Source organism: Hyphococcus sp. (assembly GCF_965267305.1).
In the GTDB taxonomy this organism is placed as follows: Bacteria; Pseudomonadota; Alphaproteobacteria; order Caulobacterales; family Parvularculaceae; genus Hyphococcus.
The window spans coordinates 1318563-1341477 of sequence record NZ_OZ253945.1 but is presented as its reverse complement, the minus strand read 5'-3'; the positions used below and the strand labels follow the sequence as shown (position 1 = coordinate 1341477).

Genomic DNA, 22915 nt, shown 5'->3' with positions numbered 1-22915 from the left:
GCGAAGACGTGCGCCCCCCCGTGCGCCCCTCCGCGCGCCAATGGCGGTGTCGCGGCTGACGCTAACCATTGTCCTCGCTAATCTTATCGGCCTCGTCATTCTGCTCCTTGGCTCTTTCGCGCTGACGCAATATCGCGACGGCCTCATCCAGGCGAAGCTCGAAGGCGTGCGCGCCCAGGCCCAGATTATCGCCGACGTTCTAGCCCAAGTTGCGATTGACGAAACAACCTGCCAGCCGGTGGAAGCCGCCGACATCGCCATCCAGCAAGCGGAAGCGGTTTGCGCGCTCTCTTTGAGCCAGCGCGATGTGCGAGAGGTTTTCAACCGCGTCTGGGACAGTTTTGAAGGCCGGGTGCGGATATTCAACGCGCCCCAGACCTTCGCCGATCCGCCTGTGAGCGACGCAAGGCAGCTGCTGCTCGAAGACGTGGTCCTGCGGCAGGACGAAATCGTTGCGCAGACCCTACCGCCGATCGAACAGGAGACTACCATCATCCAGCGGCTTGAGGATGAGGGATTGTGGCGCCGGGTATCCCGGTTCTTTTCGCGCGGCTATCGCGCGGAGGCGGCGCGCCGCTCGATCGAGGACGAACTCAACGCGGCGCTTGCCTCATCGCCCTTTGCAGCGGAGCGCGGCGCCGCGTCAGTGCGCATCGATGAAGAGGGCGAACTCGTCGCGTCCGTCTCCGTGCCGATCCGCAGGGTGCAGGCGATTTACGGCGTTGTGACGGCGGAGAGTGGCGGCATCGATGTGCTGGTGGAAGACGCGCGTCTCTCGATCCTGCCGTTTTTCGGCTGGGCGGTGGCGGCGGCGATTTTGTCGTCTTTGCTGCTGACAACCATGATCGCGCAGCCGATCCGCCAGCTTGCGATTGCCTCGGACAAGGTGCGCGAAGGCATCGCCGCTGCGGGCCGCGCGCGTATTCCCGACTTCACCAACCGCAAGGATGAAATCGGCGAGCTTTCTGGTTCTCTGAAACTGATGACGCAGGCGATCTACGCGCGCATCGACGCGATCGAAAGTTTCGCGGCGGACGTGTCCCACGAATTAAAGAACCCGCTGACCTCGATCCGCAGCGCGGCGGAGACCCTGCAGATCGCCAAGACGCCGGAGCAGCAGGAGAAGCTCCTGGCCGTCATTCAGAAAGACGTGGCGCGCATGGACCGCCTTATCACCGACATATCAAATGCGTCCCGTCTTGACGCCGAGCTTGCGCGCGAAAGCCGCGAAGCGATCGAAGTCGGCAAGCTGATCAAGGACATCGTCTCCATGTATGGAGAAACAACCAGAGAAGGCCAGGCGAAAGTCATTTTCAACGAGCCGTTGAGCGAGGCCTATGTTCTGGGCAATCCGGGCGCTCTCAGCCAGGTGATCCGTAATCTCATCGACAATGCGCGTTCTTTCTCGCCGCCGGACGGCGAAGTCAGGGTGATGCTCGATCCGCCGACCGCGCGCAACGGCCTCGCGCGCATCACCGTCGAAGATGACGGGCCGGGCATTCCGCCGGACAATCTGGAATCGATCTTCAAGCGGTTTTACACCAAGCGCCCCAAGGGGTCGGCATTCGGCAATAATTCCGGCCTCGGCCTTGCGATTTCGCGACAAATTGTCAATTCCCATGGCGGGCGTATTTACGCTGAAAACCGGCTTGTCGAGCCTGACAACGCCGAAAGCGCCCGTAAAGGCGCGCGGTTTTTGGTCGAACTTCCAGCCCGTTAACGGCTTGTATTTTTTTGTGGACATCGGCGGACAAACACGCACCATATCGGCTGATTTCAAGGAGTGGATGCAAACCGCATGATTGGTCTTGTCGTTGTCACCCATGGGCGCCTTGCGGAGGAGTTTCTCTCTGCGGCCGAACATGTCGTCGGCCCGCAGGAGCAGGTGAAGGCCGTTTCGATCGGCCCTGACGACGACATGGAAAAACGCCGTCAGGATATTCTCGATGCTGCAAAAGCCGTCGACAGCGGCGAGGGCGTCATCATTCTCACCGACATGTTCGGCGGCACGCCGTCGAACCTTGCGATTTCCGTCATGGAAAAAGCGAATGCCGAAGTGATCGCGGGCGTCAATCTGCCCATGCTGATCAAGCTCGCCTCCGCGCGGGCCGAAGACGATCTTCCCGATGCGGTGAAGGCGGCGCAGGAAGCGGGGCGCAAATATATCAACGTCGCCTCATGGGTGCTTTCCGGAGAGGCGGCCGATTAACGTGTCCGAGGGGGAGGGAGAGCCGGTCGTCGCTACTGTCGAAGTCTGCAACAAGCTCGGCCTTCATATCCGCCCGTCGCGGCACCTTTCGGCGCTCGCAAAATCCTATGAAGCGGAAGTGACTGTCCGCAATAACGACCGCGTCGCGCTCGCCGACTCGCAGCTCGATCTTCTGATGCTGCTCGCCAGCAAAGGCGCGCAGCTTGAGATCTCCGCCACCGGCCCGCAGGCGAAAGAAGCGGTCGATTCCATCGTGAAGCTGGTGAAGGACAGGTTTGGCGAGAAAGATTAAGCCGAAGGCTCCGCCGGGATCGCTGAGAGGCTCACCGCCTGTCCGTCTCTCAACCGTTCTCCGCCGCGGATGACCACGTCGTCGCCGGGAAGAACGTCGCCGATCACTTCGATGAAGCCTCCATCGGCGGCGCCGAGCTCCACGTCGATCTTCTTGGCCGTCTTGTCTTCGCCGATGACGAAGACGCTGATCTCGTCGGCGCGCAGGACAAGCGCGTCGCGCGGAACCGCTGTCACCGAGCGCGGGCTATCGGAGGGCAAGCTCACGCGCACCGCCGAGCCGATATACCAGTTGGTCTCGGGCAGTTCGAGGCGGATTTCGAGCATGCGCGAGCGTTCGTCGCCCACGGGAACGACAGCGCGTACGCGCGCATCCATGGTATCGGCGCCGTTCGCGACCTTGATGGTCTGGCCCGGCGCGATATTGCGGGTGAGGCCCGCCGGAGCGCGCGCCGTCACTTCGAGGTGGCGCGTGTCCACAAGACGAACGATCTCCGTGCCCGGATTGGCGAATTCGCCGACCTGTGATTCTTGCGAAACGACGCGGCCCGCGAAGGGTGCCTTCACTTCGGTGCGCTCGAGATTGATCTCGGCGCGTTGCAGCGCGACTTCCGCCTGGCGCAGCGCTTGAATGGCTTCGTCGCGGTTCGCCCGCATCTCATCCATTGAGGCTTCAGACTCGCCCGCTTCTTCGAGCCCGACAAAGCGCTGGTAAAAACTTTCGAGATAGTCGGCGCGCGCCCGCAATCGGCGAACCTGCGCCGCCGTATCGTCGCGGGTGAATTTGGCATCCGCCTGTTCGAGGCGCGCGATCACGTCGCCTTCTTCCACCTCTGCGCCGACTTCTGCGACCCATTCGATCTTGCCGGTCGTTGCTGCGGCGACGAGGCTGTCGCGAAGGGAGACGACGGCGCCAGGCGTTTCAGCGCGTGGCGCGAGACTTTTCTGTTCGGCCTTGGCGACGGTCACCGGCGAGGGCGGCGGGCCCTGTTGCGCCTGCGCGCCGCTCGCAGCGTCGGCAGGCTGTGCGCCTACAAAGCCGCCATAGAGATAAGCGCTGGCGGCTGCAGCGATGAGTGCAGCCCCGGCGCCGCCTGCGAAAAGAAATTTGCGGTTCATGATGCGACGGCTCCTTTATTATTCCGCAGGCTGCATGGCGAAACCATGCGCTTCACGGGTTTTTTCTGCGCCGAGCTGGAGAAGCGCCGGCAGGAGGAAGAGGGTGAAGAGGGTCGAGACCGCCATGCCGCCGACAATGACGGTGGCGAGCCCGCGATAGATGAGGCTGCCGGCGCCGGGCGCGAGGACCAGCGGCAGCATGCCCATGAGCGAAGTTGATGTGGACATGAAGATGGGGCGGATGCGCAACGAAAGCGCTTCGCGCACGGCCTCGGTGCGTGATTTGCCTTCGGCCTCGGAAGCGCGGGTCTGTGCAACCAGCAGGATCGCATTGTTCACCACAAGGCCGAGCAGGATGATGAAACCGATCATGCCGAGAAGGTCGAGCGGGGTTGTCTTGACGAGGTCGAGAAGGCGCATGGCTAGCACGCCGCCGACCGCCGCCATGGGCAGGGTGACGATGACGAGCGCGGAGTCCTTCACCGACTTGAAAAGCGCCGCCATGATGAGAAACAAAATGACCACCGCGAGCAGGAAGTTCGAGCCGAGATTGGAAACGGCGCGGGCGAGAGCGTCGGCGTCGCCGCCCCATTTCAGGGATGCCCCGGGCGGCAGCACTTTATAAAGCTCCGACTGCGCGCCCGCTTTCAACGCGTCGACCGCCGGCCCGAGGGCCATGCCTTCCGGCGGGTTGATGCCGAGCGTGATCGTGCGGCGCGCATCGACGCGGCGGATCTGCTGCGGACCCACATTGCGGGTGATGGTCACAAGTTCGCCGAGGGGCACGACAACGCCCGAAGGCGTCGCAATCGGCGCGTTTTCCAGATATTCCGGCTCTGTCCATTGCTTCGCCTGAAGAATGACGTCGATGCGGCCTTCTTCATGGAAGAATTCGCCGAGCCATTGTCCGTCGCCAAGAGCGCGCACGGCCCGCGCGACGCTGTCGCGGGTCATGCCGACTTCGGCGATGCGCCGGTCATTGGGAAGGAGACGAAGCTCTGGCGTCACGATTTGCGGGTCGGGGTTCGGCCAGACCTGCGCGCCGGGAAGCGCGTTCTGAATAACTTCCGTCGCCGCCGGGATCGATGCGCCGAGCGCGTCGAAATCCGCCGCCTGCAATTCGAGATTGATGGCGCCGCCGCCGCCGAAATTGCCGAAGAGATCGCCCTGGCGGGCGAAGACGCGGGTGTCGGGGAAGCCTGCCAAAATCTCTTCGTTGACGATCTTGACCATTTCCTCGATGCGCGACTGATCGAGAATGCGGACGCCGATATTGCCGCCCCAATTGCCGGAATAGAGGTAGTAATTTTTAAGCGCCGGCTCTTTTTCGCCGTCCATATAAGGCTGCAGGCGCGCCACCACGACTTCAGCCCATTCCTTTTTGATCATGTCAGCGCTGGCGCCCGACGGGAAGTTGACGAAGGCGTCGACGGCGTCGCGTTTCACCGGCGGCAGGTAGTTGAGCTGCGGCCAGAGAAGGAAAGCGACGGCCATGGGTACGATCGTCAGTCCGCCAATGATGCCGAGGCGTTTGTTGCGCGACGAAGTGACTTTGATAATGAAGTCGGCGAGCCGGGATGCTGTCTTCTCGCCATGATTTTTCTTTCCGTTTGCATCCTTCTTGATGAAGTAACGCGCTCCTGTGGGAAGGAGGGTCACGGCGACCACAAGGCTGAACGAGACGGCGATAGCGATGGTGAGCGCAAGGTCGGCGAAAAGCTGGCCTTCGACGTCTTCAAAGAACATGATGGGGATGAAGATGGCGACCGTCGTGACGGTGGAGGCGAAGAGGGCGCCGAAGACCTGGCCCACGGCGGCTTCGGCTGCTTCCACCGGCGATTTGCCTTCCTCGCGCAGGCGCACGAAGTTTTCGAGAACGACAATCGCGGCGTCGAGCACCATGCCGGTCGCAAAGGCTAGCCCGGCGAGCGAGATCACGTTGATCGACCGCCCAAACATATTGAGCATGATGATCGTCGCCATCAGACAGATGGGAATGGCGGATGCGATGATGAGCGTCGCCGCAGTGCGGCGCAGGAACAGCCACAACGCGCCGACCGCAAGCATGATGCCGATCAGAAGGTTGCTGGTGAGAAGAGAGATTGCGCGCTTGATAAAGACAGAGGGGTCAAAGCTTTTGTGAATGGCGTAGCCCATCTCCGCGAGCGGGCCGGCGTTCAACTCGTTTACGACTTCGGTCAGCGCGTCGATGGCTTCGAGCGTGTTGGCGCCGGGCTCGCGCAGGACACGCATCCCGATCGCCGGATTGCCATTCTGGTAGACGACGCCGACGCTGCGGCGGTCTGGACCGACACGCACATCGGCAATGTCGCCAAGAGTCACCGGCGCGCCGTCGCGCCAGGCGAGAATGGTTTGGCTTAACTGATCTGCGGTGAAGCGGCCCTGAAACCGCATGGTGTAGTTGCGCCGGCCGACCTCAACGGAACCGCCGGTGACATCCGAGGAGCGGTTCACATTCTGTGCAATCTCATCGAAGGTGATGCCGAGCTGGGCGGCGAGAAACGGATCGAATTCGATATTGAGGATCTGTTCGCCGTCGTCGGAATTAACGTCGACGCTGGCGACCCCGGGAATGGCTTCAAGCTCAGGCTGAATGCGCTGCTGGGCGAACTCGCTGAGTTTGACGCTGGAATTCTGGTTGTTGGGCAGACGCTGGAGAAACAGGAAAATCAGGGTTTCGCCGCTGTCGCCGCCGCCGCCGATATTGATCCGTGGACGGTCTGCGTCTGCGGGCAAGCCGCGCACCTGTTGCAAGCGCGCATTCACTTCGGAAAACGCCTTGTCCATATCCGTGCCAAGGCTGAATTCAAGGGAAATCCAGGCGCCGCCCTGATTTGAAAAGGACTGCATGACGGTGACGCCCGGCATGCCGCGAAGTTCGCGCTCGATCGGTTCGGTTATCTCGCTTTCGACTTCGCGCGGGGAGGCGGCGCGCCAGCCTGTCCAGATGCCGATCTGCGGGCGTTCGATCGCCGGAAAGAGTTGAACGGGAAGCTGTGAAATCGACAGCGCGCCGAGCAGTGTGATGAGCGCCAGCACGACGGCCGCGGCTGCGGGGTTCTTCAAACAAAGGCGGGTGAGGCCCATGATCTCTCTCCTGATAACTCGTTCGGCCTGACGCAGCGATGAGTACACAGTTTCTCACCGCGCCCGCCGCCTCTCGAGGGACTGCAATCGCGCCTGTATTTAAAGTGTCGCTTTTTTCAAACCGTCGCGCATCTCTTATTCGACAAGATGCAGCTTAGTTGCGGCAAACCGAAGGCTTTAAGGCGTTCGTTAAACGGGGATAAAACAATCCTCGTCCGGCTTATTCAGACTTGTTTAACTCTTTGCGGCGGCGCTCGATTTCAGCGAGCTGAAGCTCGAGGTTTTGCTTGGCGTTGCGCAAGGCCTGCTCACGCTGCTCCAGGATTTCGCTTTCGCTCATCATGTGGCCGTATTCATAAGCCCAGTCCTGTTCGGCCTCGGCGATATCGCGCTCGGCGTCCTGACGCATTCTTTTCATTTCGGCGGCATGGCGCTTGCGCTCTTGCTTCAGTTCCCGCCCTTGTTCCCGTTGTTCGCGCTCGCGTTCACGGGCGGCCTCTTGCATCTCTCGCATCGCTTCTTCGCGCGCCTGGCGTTGTTCGGCGAGACGTTCTCTTTCTTCTTGCGCGCGCTCACGGGCAATTTCTTGCTTCTCTCTTATCGCTTCTTCTCGCGCTTGGCGCTGCTCGGCGATGCGGTCTCTCATCTCGCGCATTGCGTCTGCGGCCGCTTCGGCGGCGTCTGCGCTCGCTTCGTGGCGAATCTCTTCGATTTCTTCCTGCGTGAGATATTCTGCGCCTTCGAGTTCCGCCATGTCAGGCGTTATCATTGCGAATTTCGCCAGATCTTTGAATTCAACGCTGCTATTTTCGAAAACTGCGGTCCATTCTTTTGCGCCCCTGAAGCCTTCGAGTTCAAGATCGCCGAATTCGATGGTCATGCCCTCGAGATCGGCGAAGGCGTCGAACTGATCGAATTGGCTTCGCAAACGCTCTTCGAGCTTGTGCATCTTGTTTTCGAGTTTTGTTTCGTTTGCCCGATCGCGGCTGCTCTTGGCGGAAGAGGCAGAAGCGGACGACGAAGAAGAAGCGGAAGCCGAAGCCGAAGCAGATGCTTTTGCAACGGGTTCAATCGGCGCGACGGCGACGGGCGCAGGTGAGATTTGGACATTGCGCTTCAGCGTGGCGCGCGTTTTTTGCGATGGCGCTTGTGGCGGCGCGGCTATTGGCGTCGGGTCGATATTTTCGCCTTCGCTGATAATTTCGAAATGAAGATGCGGTCCTGTGCTTTTTCCAGTGGAGCCCACTGCGCCGATCACGTCCCCAGCCTTCACATAATCCCCTTTGTTTACGAGATAGCTGTCCAGATGGGCGTATCGCGTCACGACGCCGTGGCCATGGTCGATGACGACAATGTTGCCCCAGGATTTTTCACCGCGATAAGCGTTGGTTGCATCCGTAACTTTTCCGCGGCCGGCGGCGCGCACCGGCGTGCCGCGGGGCGCTTTGATATCAATGCCTGTGTGAGTACGGCCGGAGTCGCCGAAGACCCTGTCTTGCGCGCCGTATTTAGAAGTGACTTTGCCTTCGACCGGCCGAACAGTAAGCGCGTCTTCAATGGCTGGCGGAGCGACGGCGAAGGCCGCTTGCGCGAAGGCGAGGCCCGCTGCGATCATGGCGCCGGCGCTCAGCCCGATTTTCGTGCTGAGCGTTAACGCGCTCGGCTCCACCGTCCCCGACAGAATCGCGTCGAGACGCTGGCGGCGCGAGCGCTTGTCGAAAGGCGTGAAGGACGGGATGAGCTCGCCGGCGAACCCGTTTCGCGCGTCAGCGGCGATGCGCAAACCCTGCACAAAGCAATGGGCGTATTGGCGGCGATTGACGCCGCGCGCCAGAACAAGCGCGTCTGCGCCCTGTTCGGCAGTGAGGTTCGCGCGCGCACAGATCTGGTGCATGAACGGGTTAAACCAGAATACGGCCTTGGCGACGGAGCAGAGCGCGAAAAGCGCCACATCGCCGCGTTTGATATGCGCCATTTCATGGGCGCCCATGAGCGCCGCATCTTCGATCGACACGCGATCAAGAAGATGCATTGGCATGACGATGACGGGTCTGAAAAATCCGTAGACGCAAACGCTCGATACGATGTGCGAGAAGACATAGCGCGGGCGGCGGTTGACGCCGATGCGCGTCCGCCAGATTTCGAGCTCCGCCTCAAGGCGCGGCTCGTCGAGTTTGTAAGCGTAGTTAAGACGATAGGCGAACCACACATGGCGGACCGCGGCCAGGACGAGCAGCATGAGAAAGCCGTAGAAATAAAGGACGGCGGTCATGCGCAAGATGTCGGCGAGAGACACTGTGCTTGGCGCATCGTTAGCGGCGAGGGGGCCCGGTTCGAAAGACGCGATCATCGGCCCGGAGGGGTCGGCCATCGGCGGAAGCGGCGCCGGCGCTCGCAAGGAAAGGCCGAATGCTGCGGCGACCGGCGCCAGAAGCACTGGCAAGGCGGCGATCACGAGAGCCGCCGGCCAGACTTTGCCCGAAAGCGAAGTCTTTTTGAGAGTGTTTCCGTCGCGTGCAATGAAGGAGGCGGTGAGGAAAACCGCTGGCGCCCAAATGAGGGACGCGAGCAGGCAGTAGAAAAACGGTTCGATCAACGCGGCCATCATTCAGCCTCCGTTTTTTTCAGAACGTCTTCGAGTTCGACGAGCTCTTCATCGCTGAGGAGTTTTGAATCGGCGAAGAAAGCCGTCGCCGGGGTCGTGTCGAGTTCGAGCACGCGTTTCGAAAAATCCGCGATCATGCGCGAGAGCATCGCCACCTTGCCGACTTGCGGCTCGTAGATGTTGACGCCCTCGACCGGCGTTTTGGAGATGAGCCTTTTGTCCGCCATGCGTTCGAGCACGGTCCTGACGGTGGAGTAGGACCAGCCGAATTCGCTTTCGATTTCGCGGTGAATCTCTCTTGCGTTCATTTCCTTTGAACGCCAGAGCAGTTTCAGAATAGCCAGTTCGGGTTTGGTGGGGTCGGTCCCTTTGGTATCATTCATTGGCGGCAGCCCTGATTTCACGCTGAGATCAGGGGGCCGCTTTCACAGCCCCCTGCGACACTTGTGGCCAGCTTAGCGGTTTGCGACAGTTGTCGCAAGGAAACTCCAGGGTTTCTGCGGGATTCTGCGGCGAGGCGAGCGGCTTTTGCGGCGAACCGGGCGCGGATTTTGGTTAAAGGGCGTCGAGAACCCGCGTCAGCCGGGCGAGGTCCGGGGGGGTCGACAGACGGTGATCCCCGCCTGGGGTGAGAAGGATCTCCACATCCTTACTTTCGAGAAGGTCAGCGAAGGCGAGAGCGTGCGCATACGGAACGGCGTCGTCCTTCATGCCCTGAAGCACGCGCACGGGACAGCGGATGGCCACGGGACCATCCATGATGAGATGCTTCGCCCCGTCCTCGATCAGCTTGCGCGTATAAAGGTCGGGCTCATCGGAATAGTCCGAAGGCAGTTCAAGCTTTCCCTCCCGCATGATCGTTTGCTGCTGTTCCGCCAAAAAAGACGGCCACATAAGTTTTTGCGTAAAGTCCGGCGCAGGGGCGATAAACACAATAGCGGCGGGTTTTTCCGGCCGCTTGAGAGCGAGGAGCGCAGCGATCCAGCCGCCCATGGAGGAGCCGACAAAGATTTGCGGCCCGTCGGTTTGGGCGTCGATGACGGCGAGCGCATCCGCCGCCCAGTCGCCGATGCAGCCGTCCTCAAATCGTCCTTCGGATTCTCCGTGACCGGAATAATCAAAGCGCAGATAGGTTCGTCCGCGCGCCTTCGCCCACTCGCTGAGATGCTCCGCCTTGGTTCCGAGCATGTCCGACCGAAAGCCACCGAGCCAGACCACGCCCGGTTTTTCGTTCCCGCGCCCGGCCTGCCGGCGATAGGCGAGGCGGCCATGAGGGCCGTCCATATAGTCCGCAGGGCCTGTCATTCTGGTGGAAATCCTTTCGGTCGTCTCACCCGGCCCTTCCAGCAGGGCCGGTCCATCATGGCTAAAGCGGCGCCCGGGGAGGCGCCGCGGCCAAGCTTTCCTGATCTCACCGGATTCTTGCAAATATCGCAAATTCTACGGGCGCTTAGGCGCAAGAACCGAGGCGCTGGAGACTCTTTACGAAAGGGACCGGATTCAACGCCGATTCCCGCTTGACGCCCGCCGTCCCCTATCTTAAACCGCGCGCTCCGACCAGCTGCGAGGCCGGTCAGATGCGGGTGTAGCTCAGTTGGTTAGAGCGCCGGCCTGTCACGCCGGAGGTCGCGGGTTCAAGTCCCGTCACTCGCGCCATTTCTTATAAAGAAATCAGGCGATTAGCGCAAACCGCATTTCTGTCGTGTACTCGGCTTTTGCGCGGGGTACCGCCGGGGTACCAAAAATCCGCGCAATAGACTGTGAAAACTTTTCCGATTTGTTCACGTTGGATATTTCCTTAGACGAGCTTGCGCCGAACGTGTTCTCCGTTCGCAACGAATCACCGCCTTGCCGCTGAAGGTTGAATCCAAGCGTGGCATGGCGGCTCGCGACCAATGATGCCAAAAGTTGGCTCCGATAGATCATCTGATTGGTCATTCGGCAGCGTTACGCCCGAAGTCGTCTTTTTTGACTTTGAATACGAACTCAGGAAAACTGATGGTTTAAGCACAACACCAACAGGCCATCGTTTCTCGACCGTCCACCAAAGTTAACGGTCAAAGGTGTTCAATTTACGACTTTCGAACTGCGCATAGCTCAGTAAAGAGTGGTGAGGCGAATCTGAACAGCCTGCCGATTCTGAAATACAAATCACAACAACATCATCGCATGCGATGCCTTTGATAGTAAGTATCCTAACTCGTTTTGAGAAATGGCTCCCCTTCGTGAACGCATATCGAACTTTATGTCAGGCTCCTAAGTCCGAATTTCGAGTGATTTTGCAGGAGGTTAGCACAATATTTTCGCCAGCATGCGTAAGGCCCATATAGTGCATGCGACAGGGCGGGAAATTGACTTCCTTTATGGGTCGGTTGGGCGGTGTATAATCATTGCGCCTGTTGCCGGGCCGAGCGGTAGCGGCGCGACATTCGTATTTCCCGCAATGGAGTCCGCGCGAACGATATCCGAAAGCCGGTCACCGCCAATCGGGGAGTAAACCCGGTTCAAAAGGACCGAATAGTCGCCCGCACCCGTGCCGGGCAGAAATCCGGGTACGGCAAGATCTTCGATGGGCGCAAATTCTGTCGGGATCGCGACTGGCGCACCTGCGCATGTTAGTTGGTCATTTAACTCGCAGACATGCGTATGACGGGTTGCATTGCCACTCAATTCGTTATTCGTGTCGGTGAGGTTGTGCTGAAACCCGGCGCATTCTTCGTTCATCACGAGATCCGGATCGACACGATTGACGCCAAGCGCAAGGAACCGGCCGTCATCGCTGATTGCCGACAGCATCTCGCCCCATTCAGGCGTAACGCCCATCGCCCGATGTTCGGGAGAAGTGGCTGGCTCGTGCACCGGCGTCAGATCGGCAAAGTGCTGTTTGGGTTCACAAAACGCGTTGAGTTCGACGACAAAAGTTCTCAACACGGGAACGTTTTGTTGCGGCCCGGGAATGCATGCGCCGCTCGATGCATCATTAACAAGGCGCGTGTTGTGACGCGAATAGGCCGCGCTCGTGACCGGTTCGTCATAACAGCGTCTGACAATTGACAGGCGCTGGCCGTCAAAACACTGATCGGCTTGTCGCGGCGGCTGCGCGTTGACGCGCCCGGTCAGACAGTTCTGATTTTCGAGCCTGTCGGGCGCAAAAAGCTCAACGCGGGGTGATCCGGAAATGCGCAACGCATAAATTTGCGGCGTGTTTTCCTCTTGCTCTGTGATCCAGCCGGTTCCGTTCGGCGCCGCGAGCGCATTAAATAACGCAAGGTCGTTATTGAGCCATGTGCTCCAGCCATGCGCCTCATAAGGCGAGGCCAGACCAAGGCTTGAAAGATTGATATGCACCCATTCGTCGTCGTCCGGTCCGGCGTTGCGTTCATCATGGTATACGTACCACATGCTTGTTAGGCAGTCGATTTGCGAGGCGCAGTTGACGCGCTGCTTCGCCGTCAGGGCGCGGTTGAGACCGGGCGATACTACAGTCACCTGTGTCGCCCAACCCAGCGGCTGAAGCGGGTCATTCAGGATTTCAGATTGATTGTTGGTAGCCAGGATGTCGGCCATCCTGACCGCGCCATCGGTAAGATCCGTATACGTAATTGTGTGCCGGTCGCCGTCGATGGCATGATAGGGGCAGCGGATCTCAACATCTTGCGCAACAATGCGGCAGCTGGCTTGCGGCTGCGGAGGGGCTTCGGCTTCCATAGCAACCGGCGCATCACCGTCGCATGCGCACACCGTTGCTAAAGCCAGTACTGCAGAGCAGCTCGCAGCTTTGAGCGGAGAAGCTGCCAAAAATGACATGCGCATACCTGAACTCAGTCACCGATACGGTAAATTCCAGAGCATTATTACATCGGAACCCAAGGTATGTCAAGCCGTCTGGCGTAGACCTTCGCCAGAGCGCGCGCGCCGTCAGCCGCCACGGGTTATGAGGAACGCGAAAAGACCGGTCATCCCCGCCGCTAGTGCGAGTGAGGCCTTGCCAAACTTCGTGTTACGCCCCGCAAAGCCCAGCGAAGCGGAGAAGATAATGGCAGTCAGGATCAGCGGCGCCGACATGCGTTCCATCAACGCCGGATCAATATTTGGCAATATCAGGAACGCAGTCACGAAAACGATCAGTCCACCGAAAAATCCTGCGCCACCGAACAGATGCTCACGATCAGACTTCTTTGCGCCGACCGCCGTCTCGCCGAACCGCTCAACGAATGCCGTCGGCGGATCAAGGCTTGCGACGATGGCGTTAATGTCTGCACCGTCTTGCGATATGGCTTCATGAACATGCTCTCGCAAGCCCGCTTGGATGTCGGCGATTTCTGCAGGGGCAGCGCCTGCTTCGCGTAATGCGTCTGCAACTTGCGCGAGGTACGACCCCAATATCTTATGTTCCGACATAACAATCTATCCTTTTCCTGCAAGGAGGTCGTCGAGCCCGGCGCGAAGCGCCTTCCAGTAGACAGTCAGGTTTTTCAGCCGCGCACGCCCTTTTGCGGTGAGGCTGTAATATCGCCGCGCGCGGCCGCGCAGGGATGGGCCTTCTCGAACCGCCAGTAGGCCTTCGCCGGCCATTTTTGACAACACCGGGTAGAGTGTCGATTCCGAGAAGGAAAGCGCATCAAAAGCGCTGAGCTCGGCGAGGATGGCATAGCCGTAATTTTCCGATCGCTTGAGCACGATCAAAATGCAAAGCTCAGCAAATCCTTTGCGCATTTGTTGCGGCCAAGCGTCGTCCATAAGTGCATTACCTTCATTTTGCACTTTCCTAACATTGACTTACATTGTAGTCCAATGTAATAATACTTTGGATGTCAAGGTAATAACCAATAGCGATGCGATTGCACAAGGGCGGCAAACCCCGTAACGAGCAAACAGAACGGAGCTAAGATGAATTGTCGAACGATCGCACTCGTTCTGCTTGCAGGGTTATTCCCACTCCATGCCCGCGCCATAGGTGAGCGCCCGCCGACGGACGAGGCGCGCTGGTCAGAAATTTTCATCGAAGGCGAAGATGCTCCCAACGGGATCTATGACCCGTCTATGGAATACGGTCCCGACGGCGTGGGCTGGATGGCTTATTCCGCCGTTAAGGCCGGTAAAGACAGCCGCGTAGAAACGCGAATCGCCCGCTCTGACGACAACGGTCGCACGTGGCGCCGGGTTGCAAAGGTGAACAGAGCGTCGCCTGCCGCGTCAACACTGGCAAATGGCGAGGCCGTCTCCGGGCGCTGGTGGCATGAAACGGCGAGCCTCGTTCACACGCCGGGCGACGCTGGCAGAGAGTGGAAGCTATTCTGGCACCGTTATCTTTCGCGACAACCATATCGCGGGCCCCATGATCGCAAGTTAGAAATCGGTTGGATCGCTTACTCCCATGCTCCATACCCGGAAGGGCCGTGGTCGGATGAAGTGGCGCTTTTCGGCGCGGGACCTTTCCCGGTTTCGCCTTTTCGAACGCAGTTCAAGCTCGGCGAAATCAATCGCGACCTGGCCGACTATATCATCTTGACTGAACCGGGAACGCTTTTTTACAAAGGTCGGCTCTATTTATCACTGCAGGCGATCCGCAATCCGGTGCTTCACGGCGGTAAGGTGCTCGCCGACACCATTCTCTTGGCGAGTGACCGCGCCGGCGAGAACTGGAGTTATGTGGCGAAGCTTCTGACGCCGGAGGACGCCGCGCCCTATGCGGGCGACTGGTTCACAGGCTCAAGCCTCGCCGTTGAAAACGACCGCATCTTTCTCTTGGTTGCGCCGGAGCAGTTAGGCAACGCGCGCACAGGCCATCGCGGCACGGTGGTCTTTGAGTTCGACGATATAGCAACCGGGCACCTGCGGCGCGGCGACGACGGCGCGCCTCAGCCCGTTAAATTCTTGCCGCCGCAGCAAGCGAAGGGCGGGCAGTCGGACTATGATGAAGCGAATGTAAATGGTGGAATCGTCATGCCGCAATTTGATCGAAAACACTTGCCGCGACCATTTGGGATCTACAGCACCGGTAAATTTATCGCCGATGACCGGAATTTGAAAAATCGGCCCGACCCTTGAGGAAGAATCTGGCTTAATTCGTCATATGAAGGGGGAGAGAATGAAACGCAAGCGACTTAGGACTGAAAAGTTGTTGGAATGTTGCCTAATGCCTTTATCTTGAACTGTTCAATAGCTTAATGGGGTCAAAATCGTCATTGAACGCTGGTGACGGCAATGCAACACAATCTGTCGGCCTCGTCAGTGCGCTATAAACCGCCAGCCCCAGAAACCATCCGTCCTCCGCGATTTGGAAGCTCCAGCCGGATCGGCCTTCCGTCGGAGCATCTTTATCTGTTACATAGAACCCGGCTGCGCACTCAGGGGCGGGTCAGAAACAGGTTCACGATAAAAGGCGACCGTCCGTATTAGGTGTGGTGCGCTTTCCATGTCAGATGACAATGTAGGGACCGACGAATCTTAAAGAAATTCACCGGTTGCATTGCCGTTAAGCCCGGCGCTTCGTCAGTGTTTATCGCGATTTCCGAGTGTGCTTTAGTCTTTACTCCTTCATTCGTTGATCAACGAAGTCGGCGACATTCATATTCAACGCGACCGCGCAAAACTGATCTGAAGCCTTTTCTAAGTGTTGTTTTGAAGTTTGTTTATGCCAGACGGGCGACCAGTTGAGGGCGGCGATCAGGGCGCGTCTACAAAATTCTGGATCGCTTTTGAGGCGCTGGTGTTTTTTCAGATTTGTCAATTCGCCTATCCATACATTTCGATATTGCTCATTGACTGCGCGCAAACGGTTTCGCGCTTTTTGAGACAAGGAACCCCATTCACGAAAAGAAACATTATGCGCGTTTCCCGGAGGTCCGTTAAGTGCAAGTAAATGTGACAGGACTAAACCATGGAAACGCGAGAGCGGCCCAGTCAATTCCGACAGTTGCGTTTCAACGATGGATAGACCGCTGGTCATTCCGTGTTCGATTACCGCCTCAAGGAGCTGTTCCTTGTTGTCAAAATGATAGAAAATGCTGCCCGATGTTATCCCGATTTCCTCGGCGATATTTCGGACGGTTGTACGCTGAAATCCCAGCTTGTTGAACAATTTTGCCGACGCGTTGATCAGTTCGTCTCGGCGCGCTACGGCGTTTTCCGTGTTCTTGGGGCGGGCCATCTCGTTATCCTTTAAAGTTCAAAGACTTATCTTAAGAACTAAGTGGTTTATACTGATTTTTTCCCCGCGCCGAATTTTTTGACGAATTCGAAGGCGTCCATTCGCCTTTGCTTCTCGGCCCTATGCGCTTTCATTCGGTGGCCCTCATCTCGGTAGGCGCTGCGTGCTTTGCGACCGAATTTCAGGCCATTTCAGCGCCGTTTGTCGACGAGTGATGCGCTATTTACGACAAGTTTTCCTGTTTGCGCAGAACAGTGAGTGAGCCTTCACGCTGTAAACCATGCGAATCGTTGTTGACAAAACGTCGCAATCCAATTAAGCAAGCGCTTGATAAATATCAATCAAGCGCTTGCTTAATTGCGCGAACAATTTGTGATGTACACAAACGCGAGCCGGGAGGGTAAAATGAATTCTGAAAATCATAAATCTTTCAAAGTGTTGCGTGGTCTGCTGCTTGCGGCAGGGTCGCAGGCGATTCTCGCTCCTGTGGGCGCGTTCGCGCAAGATACAGAGGCTGCGGCGCCTGAGGTGGCGGGCGAACGCCGGTCTCTCGACACCATCGTCGTCACCGCGCAAAAGCGGGAAGAAACGGCCCAGTCCGTTCCGATCTCCATTTCCGCATTTTCTGGCGAATCACTGGAGCAGGGGCAGCTGACCACGCTGACAGACCTTGCCCAAGTGACGCCCGGTCTTGCTTTCAATACTTTCCAGCCAGGTCAGCCGGAAATCTCCATTCGTGGTATTGGAACAAAAGAGGACGGCGCCGGGGCGTCCGATTCAACGTTGGTTATGGTTGACGGCGTCTATGTTGCCGCTCGGTCGGCCTCAAACGTCGATATATTTGATCTTGAGCGCGTTGAGGTATTGCGCGGGCCTCAAGGCACGCTGTTCGGCAAGAACTCGATCGGGGGCGTCATCAACTATATTACCCGCAAACCCGACGATGAATTCCGCGTGCGCGTACGTCAAACAGTCGGAAAATATGACCAGTTCGATACTGCGGCCATGGTTAATGTGCCGTTGACCGGCAATTTGTTTACAAAGCTTTCGTTCAGCCGCCGAGCATTCGAAGGTTATGACCGCTGGATCGGCCCGGGCCAGGGCGATGAAATTGGCGGTAACAACCTTTTTGCCTGGCGTGCACAGGCGCTATGGGAAGCCGCCGATGATTTGAGTGTTCTCGTGTCCCTTGACGGCGCCGACGAAGAGCTTGGCAATATTAATCGCCAACCGGTCGGCTCAGCTGGCCCGCTTCATGATTGCGGATGCGCGTCGGACCCCATTGCCGTTGATATTGCGCTTGGTGGTGCAGACTCGGTGCGCACCTATCTCGGCGAAGAGGATAATGGCGGCGAACGCAATGTTTTCGGCGCTATGGTTGAAATCAATAAGGATTTCACATTTGCGACGCTGACCGCAATGGGTGCGTATCGGGAGTCCGAATATTATTTCTCCCACGACGACACGGGGTTGCCGCCGTCGCCGGTGGTAGATTTGACTGGATCCAATGGCAATCCGAACGATCTGCTGTTGGGCGATCCGAGCATCGGGTTCACTTTCGACAACAGCGATATTGTCTGGGAGGATTCACAACAATTCACAGGAGAGATTCGTCTATCTTCTAACTCGAGCGGCCCGCTAAAATGGGTTGTCGGCGCGTTCGGAAGCATAGAAGAAATCGACAGAACAGAAGGAATTTTCTTTACGGCCCTTGCAGATGCATCACTTGATCCGAACTATGCGGCGGCGACAATGCTGTTCGAAGGTAGCGCGGTCGCCGCGTTCGCCCAGGCGACCTATGACCTGACGGACCGTCTGAGCCTGACAGCGGGCGGGCGTTTTTCCTATGAAGAAAAAGAGATTGTCGCTTTTAATGAAATGCCTACCTCGCCCAGTTTGCTCCTGGTTCTTTCCGCATTCCCGCCTACCGCCGGCGAAGACAGTTGGGATAATTTCTCATGGAAAGCCGCGATCGATTACGAAGTCGTTGATGATGTGCTAATCTACGGCACGGTCGCCACTGGCTTCAAAAGCGGCGGCTTCACGGGAGCAGCAACAACGGCTGCTGGCGCGACAACACCGTTTATGCCGGAGGAGGCGACGAACTACGAAATCGGGATGAAGGGAGACTTCCTTGACAGCCGGCTTCGCGTCAACCTTTCCGGCTTTTACGTTGATTACAGGGATCTTCAGGTTACACGCTTCTTCCAGCCGCCGACATCCGGTGCGGGCGAGTTTATCACCGAGAACGCCGCCGACGCCGAAATTATGGGTTTCGAAGGCGAATTCACAGCGTTGTTAACCGATAATATTGAGGTCGGAGGTTTCTACTCCTATCTTGACGCCACGTTTGAGAACTTTTTCGGCACGCCCGATATTTCGGGAAGCGGCGACTTTACGGGCAACACGCTGCGTCAGGCGCCAAAACATTCCGGCGGTGGTCATGTTCAATATATTCATGAATTTGCAGACGGCCACGGCAGCCTGACAGCGAATGTCAACGTCAAATATCAGAGCGTGTCGTTCACGAATGTGGACAATAATCCGCTTGACGTCATTCCCGAGCACACGGTTGGCGATGCGTGGCTCGCTTGGAATTCGGACAATGACAAGTGGATGGTTCAGGCCTGGGTCAGGAACTTCACCGATGAGGTCTACCGCACTCACGTCTTCACGCAGCGAGGCAACCGGATTGCATTTGGCACCTTTGCACCGCCGCGCACCTACGGATTGACGTTGCAGTTCAGCTACTAGGCCAAGGCCCAGTTGTACAGGCGGCGCACATTCAGATGCGCCGCCTCATCATGGCGCAGGAGTTCGTCGAGTGAGTGAGCCGACGTTGGAGAGCGCGTGTCGAACAATGGAGGGTACGAAATGCTTTCACCAGTCTTAAGGCCCGGCTTTATACAGCTTCGCGTGCTCGATATTGACGAAGCGATTGTTCACTACCGTGACCACATGGGCCTCGATTTCGTTTCCCGGGATGACGGGCGGGTTTATTTCAAGGCTTATGATGAATTCGATCGTCACAGCGTTGTGCTTCGTGAGGCGGACAATGTCGGGGTTGACGTGATGGGTTTTAAGATGGCGTCACAGGAAGCCGTAGAGGAGCTCAGACGAAACCTCGATGAGCGAGGCGTCGCGCATGAGACGGTCGAGCCTGAAGAGCAGCCGGGCGTTGGCGAACGGCTGCGTGTGCATATGCCGACAGGTCATCTGTTTGATTTTTACGCCACCATGGCGCTCTCCGACAATGGGCCTATGACAGACAATCCGGAACTATGGCGCGACGAGCCCAAAGGCATGCGTATTATCAGGTTTGATCATTGCGCTCTGCTTGGTGACGAAATCGAGGCCGCCGCAGAAATTCTGATCGAATGTCTCGGCTTTAGCGTTACTGAACGCGTTGTTGATCCGGCCGGCGAGAATATCGCTATATTTCTATCATGCTCAAACAAGGCCCATGACGTTGCATTCCTCAAAGCGCCGGTTAAGGGAAAGCTCCATCATGCGTCATTCCTGTTGGAGTCCTGGGCCGACATCGGCCACGCGGCCGACTTGATGGCGCGGCGCAATATCAAGATAGATATCGGGCCGACCCGGCACGGTATTACGCGGGGGCAAACTATCTACTTCTTTGATCCTTCCGGCAATCGGAATGAAACATTTTCGGGCGGCTATCATTTCTATCCCGACAATCCAACGCGTGTTTGGACGACGGATAAATTTGGCAAGGGTCTTTTTTACTATGAACAGGAAGTCGTCGAGAGTTTTGTCGGCGTTTACACGTAGAGCAGAATTATCCGTTATGTGGCGGCCGTCCGCTGTGGCCGCATTATGGCTCCGAACCTGAACTCAGGATGAAGTAGGCATTTCTATGTATGTGAGAGTTTGCAATAGCACTGAGCTTTCCGACGGTGAAGTCATCCGTTTCGTGCCCGACGGTGAGGAGGAGGGGATCGCAGTCTGTCACTCTGACGGAGAATTTTTTGCGATCGGAGACAAGTGTTCGCACGGCAATTGGAGTTTGTCGGAGGGGTTTCTGGAAAACTGCCATCTCGAATGCGTCTTGCACGGATCGGCGTTCGACTTGCGGACCGGTTGGCCGGACAAGCTACCCGCGACAAAACCGGTCAAAATTTATGATGTTAAAATTGAAGATGGAGATGTGCTCGTCGACGTGTCTTCAGGCCGAATAACGCAACCGGACGATGAAAACTTTGCCGCCCAACGTTAGTATATATTCAGAATGTTGCTTTGATGCGAGGCAACGAAGTCCGGAGCTGCTGGCCTGTGGGTTCGGGCGCAAGCTCGTGACCTGACGTGGGCGCCTTTCGAATATCTATTCCGGAAGCGGGATGTATTTCGACTTGCGAACCGGATGAGACCGTTCTCGCGGCGATGGGGCGACATGGGTTGAAGAAAATCCCGTCGGGGTGTCATGGCGGCGGCTGCGGTGTATGCAAGATAAGAATTTTATCTGGCTGCTATCGTGTTGGAAAGATGAATCGCGACGTGATCTCGCCCAAAGAAATAGAGGACGGTTTTGCCTTGGCGTGCAAGACTATTGCCGAAGGGGATCTGGAGATTGCGGTTGTCGGGCGCATGCGAAAATTCTATCGCGAGCGACTTTAGATATTTTCGCGCTCAGACCGCGTCGCTTTGGGCGAGGGCGCGCAACTCAAACTTTTGAATTTTGCCCGTCGATGTTTTTGGCAACTCCTGAAAACTCACGCGGGTGGGGCATTTGAAATGGGCGAGCCGTTCCCGGCAGAAGGCAATGATTTCCTCTTCAGTCGCCTCTTTACCCGGCCCGGTTTCGATAAATGCGTATGGGGTTTCGCCCCATTTTTCATGGGGCGCAGCGACGACAGCGGCGGCAGAAACAGCGGGATGTTTGTACAGTACGCCTTCTACTTCGATGCTTGAAATATTCTCCCCGCCGGAAATGATAATATCTTTGGACCGGTCCCGAATTTCGAGATAGCCGTCGGGATGGCAGACCGCCAGATCGCCGCTGTGAAAATACCCGCCTGCCAGCGCCTTGTTGGTGGCTTCAGGATTTTTGAAGTACTCCGACATGACCAGGTTTCCGCGGAACATCACTTCGCCGAGCGTTTCTCCGTCCCGCGGCGCCGGCTGCATGGTTTCCGGATTCATCACAACCATTTCTTCGACCACCGGATAGCCGACTCCTTGACGGGCCTTCATTTCCGCTTGCTGGTCAATCGGCAGATTATTCCATTCCGGTCGCCAGGCGCTAACGGCGCAGGGGCCATAAACCTCCGTAAGGCCATAGGTGTGGGTGATGTCGAATCCGATTTCCTGCGCCTTTTTAAGTAAAGCTGCAGGCGGCGCCGCGCCCGCGGTCATCACGGCGACGCTGAGCTTCTCGCTCGATTCCTCAGTCGCAGCTGCTGCATCGACAAGCATTCGGACAACGATAGGGGCGCCGCACAAATGCGTAACCTGATGCTCCTTGACCAAGCGAAGAAGCATCTCCGCTTCCACGCCGCGCACGCACACATTGACGCCGCCCTGCAGCGCGATTGTCCAAGGGAAACACCAGCCATTGCAGTGAAAAAGGGGCAAGGACCACAAGTAAACCGGAAAATGCGGCATCTGCCATGACAGGGCGTTGCCGATCGAATTCAAATATGCGCCGCGATGATGCAACACCACACCCTTTGGATCGCCGGTCGTGCCCGAAGTGTAGTTGAGCGCAATCGGATCGCGTTCATCCAGTTCAAACGGTGTAAGCGTTTCATCGGAGCCTGATTTCAGAAAGTCCTCATAGGTCTGACTGGCGTAGGACGGCGGCTCGCCAAATGTTGGATCACCAATGTCAATGACGAGCATTTCACGCCCGGCCCGGTCTATCGCTTCAGCGGCAAGAGTGCGGTAGCGTCTGTCGACAAGGAATATTTTTGTTTCGGCGTGATTGAGAATGAATGCTATGGCTTCGGCGTCGAGGCGGGTGTTAATAGCGTTAATGACTCCGCCCGCCATTGGAATGCCGAAACATGCTTCAATTGACGCGGGGATATTGTCGGCGATGATTGAGACTGTTTCCTTACGGTTCAATCCGGCGCCGCGCAACGCGCTCGCCAGTTGCAAGCACCGGGCGGAGGTCTCGGCCCATGTGCGCTGTTGGGCGCCGTAAACTACGGCCGGCAGGTCGGCGTAGACTGCCGCCGTTCGGGTCAGAAAGCTGATCGGGGTTAGGGCGGCGAAATTGGCGGCGGCCGGAAATTTGGCCGCTTTGTCTCGATCGATCATTTTCCGGATTTCCTGCGTTAAGTTTCTCAAGCGTCCTGTTGAAAGATGGTTCAACCAACAAAAACTTATTGACAATAGTCTGTCATCTATTTTAAACTAATCAAGCGCTCAGTTAAAAATTTAACACCCTCGGATCGAACCAACCAGTTTT

19 protein-coding genes and 1 tRNA gene are annotated in these 22915 nt (G+C 57.5%); 9 read left to right on the top strand and 11 right to left on the bottom strand.

Annotated elements, in window-relative coordinates:
- Positions 1-40: 40 nt before the first annotated feature.
- From ACQY5P_RS06355 to ACQY5P_RS06345, 3 genes are all read left to right on the top strand, one after another.
- Positions 41-1720 (top strand): ATP-binding protein, encoded by a 1680-nt coding sequence (locus tag ACQY5P_RS06355; protein WP_428409895.1) that lies wholly within the window; start codon positions 41-43, stop codon positions 1718-1720.
- A 78-nt stretch (positions 1721-1798) separates the two neighbouring features.
- Entirely contained in the window at positions 1799-2209 is a 411-nt protein-coding gene (locus tag ACQY5P_RS06350; protein ID WP_428409894.1) for a PTS sugar transporter subunit IIA, read from the top strand.
- Between the two features lies 1 nt (position 2210).
- Complete coding sequence (locus ACQY5P_RS06345; RefSeq protein ID WP_428409893.1) at positions 2211-2501, top strand: HPr family phosphocarrier protein; 291 nt, start codon at positions 2211-2213, stop codon at positions 2499-2501.
- Here the strand turns inward: ACQY5P_RS06345 and ACQY5P_RS06340 are convergent.
- From ACQY5P_RS06340 to ACQY5P_RS06320, 5 genes are all read right to left on the bottom strand, one after another.
- Complete coding sequence (locus ACQY5P_RS06340; RefSeq protein WP_428409892.1) at positions 2498-3619, bottom strand: efflux RND transporter periplasmic adaptor subunit; 1122 nt, start codon at positions 3617-3619, stop codon at positions 2498-2500. The two genes, ACQY5P_RS06345 and ACQY5P_RS06340, sit on opposite strands and share 4 nt — an antisense overlap.
- Positions 3620-3637: 18 nt before the next feature.
- Positions 3638-6727: an efflux RND transporter permease subunit gene (locus ACQY5P_RS06335; protein WP_428409891.1), complete on the bottom strand. Its 3090-nt coding sequence runs from the start codon at positions 6725-6727 to the stop codon at positions 3638-3640.
- Between the two features lie 220 nt (positions 6728-6947).
- Positions 6948-9335, bottom strand: a complete 2388-nt coding sequence (locus ACQY5P_RS06330) for a peptidoglycan DD-metalloendopeptidase family protein (RefSeq protein ID WP_428409890.1) — start codon at positions 9333-9335, stop codon at positions 6948-6950.
- Positions 9332-9715 (bottom strand): BlaI/MecI/CopY family transcriptional regulator, encoded by a 384-nt coding sequence (locus ACQY5P_RS06325; protein WP_428409889.1) that lies wholly within the window; start codon positions 9713-9715, stop codon positions 9332-9334. The genes ACQY5P_RS06330 and ACQY5P_RS06325 overlap by 4 nt, the downstream gene beginning before the upstream one ends.
- Positions 9716-9887: 172 nt before the next feature.
- The gene (locus tag ACQY5P_RS06320; RefSeq protein WP_428409888.1) at positions 9888-10637 is read right to left on the bottom strand and encodes an alpha/beta hydrolase; all 750 of its coding nucleotides are present in this window, start codon (positions 10635-10637) and stop codon (positions 9888-9890) included.
- Positions 10638-10911: 274 nt separating this feature from the next.
- On the opposite strand from ACQY5P_RS06320, the gene ACQY5P_RS06315 reads away from it, so the two are divergent.
- Positions 10912-10988 (top strand) — tRNA-Asp (locus tag ACQY5P_RS06315).
- A 15-nt stretch (positions 10989-11003) separates the two neighbouring features.
- On the opposite strand, the gene ACQY5P_RS06310 is transcribed toward ACQY5P_RS06315, so the two are convergent.
- The 4 genes from ACQY5P_RS06310 to ACQY5P_RS06295 form a co-directional block, all read right to left on the bottom strand.
- Positions 11004-11270: a hypothetical protein gene (locus ACQY5P_RS06310; RefSeq protein WP_428409887.1), complete on the bottom strand. Its 267-nt coding sequence runs from the start codon at positions 11268-11270 to the stop codon at positions 11004-11006.
- 423 nt (positions 11271-11693) lie between these two features.
- Positions 11694-13145, bottom strand: a complete 1452-nt coding sequence (locus ACQY5P_RS06305) for a hypothetical protein (RefSeq protein WP_133162376.1) — start codon at positions 13143-13145, stop codon at positions 11694-11696.
- A 105-nt stretch (positions 13146-13250) separates the two neighbouring features.
- Positions 13251-13733: a hypothetical protein gene (locus ACQY5P_RS06300; RefSeq protein ID WP_104831516.1), complete on the bottom strand. Its 483-nt coding sequence runs from the start codon at positions 13731-13733 to the stop codon at positions 13251-13253.
- Positions 13734-13739: 6 nt separating this feature from the next.
- On the bottom strand, positions 13740-14048 hold the full coding sequence (locus ACQY5P_RS06295; protein ID WP_428409886.1) for a PadR family transcriptional regulator: 309 nt from the start codon (positions 14046-14048) through the stop codon (positions 13740-13742).
- 174 nt (positions 14049-14222) lie between these two features.
- Between ACQY5P_RS06295 and ACQY5P_RS06290 the strand changes: the two genes are divergently transcribed.
- The gene (locus ACQY5P_RS06290; RefSeq protein ID WP_133162375.1) at positions 14223-15383 is read left to right on the top strand and encodes a hypothetical protein; all 1161 of its coding nucleotides are present in this window, start codon (positions 14223-14225) and stop codon (positions 15381-15383) included.
- A gap of 481 nt (positions 15384-15864) precedes the next feature.
- Here ACQY5P_RS06290 and ACQY5P_RS06285 read toward each other — a convergent pair whose 3' ends face one another.
- A complete protein-coding gene (locus ACQY5P_RS06285; RefSeq protein ID WP_104831513.1) occupies positions 15865-16485 on the bottom strand; it encodes a TetR/AcrR family transcriptional regulator in 621 nt (206 codons plus the stop codon).
- A gap of 405 nt (positions 16486-16890) precedes the next feature.
- On the opposite strand from ACQY5P_RS06285, the gene ACQY5P_RS06280 reads away from it, so the two are divergent.
- From ACQY5P_RS06280 to ACQY5P_RS06265, 4 genes are all read left to right on the top strand, one after another.
- Positions 16891-19239, top strand: coding sequence for a TonB-dependent receptor (locus ACQY5P_RS06280; RefSeq protein WP_165793812.1), 2349 nt, complete (start codon positions 16891-16893; stop codon positions 19237-19239).
- A 120-nt stretch (positions 19240-19359) separates the two neighbouring features.
- Positions 19360-20277, top strand: a complete 918-nt coding sequence (locus ACQY5P_RS06275) for a catechol 2,3-dioxygenase (protein WP_104831511.1) — start codon at positions 19360-19362, stop codon at positions 20275-20277.
- An 85-nt stretch (positions 20278-20362) separates the two neighbouring features.
- Positions 20363-20722, top strand: a complete 360-nt coding sequence (locus tag ACQY5P_RS06270; RefSeq protein WP_104831510.1) for a bifunctional 3-phenylpropionate/cinnamic acid dioxygenase ferredoxin subunit — start codon at positions 20363-20365, stop codon at positions 20720-20722.
- Positions 20723-20808: 86 nt separating this feature from the next.
- Positions 20809-21120 (top strand): 2Fe-2S iron-sulfur cluster-binding protein, encoded by a 312-nt coding sequence (locus ACQY5P_RS06265; protein ID WP_207764907.1) that lies wholly within the window; start codon positions 20809-20811, stop codon positions 21118-21120.
- 12 nt (positions 21121-21132) lie between these two features.
- On the opposite strand, the gene ACQY5P_RS06260 is transcribed toward ACQY5P_RS06265, so the two are convergent.
- The gene (locus ACQY5P_RS06260; RefSeq protein WP_104831508.1) at positions 21133-22764 is read right to left on the bottom strand and encodes an AMP-binding protein; all 1632 of its coding nucleotides are present in this window, start codon (positions 22762-22764) and stop codon (positions 21133-21135) included.
- Positions 22765-22915 lie beyond the last annotated feature (151 nt).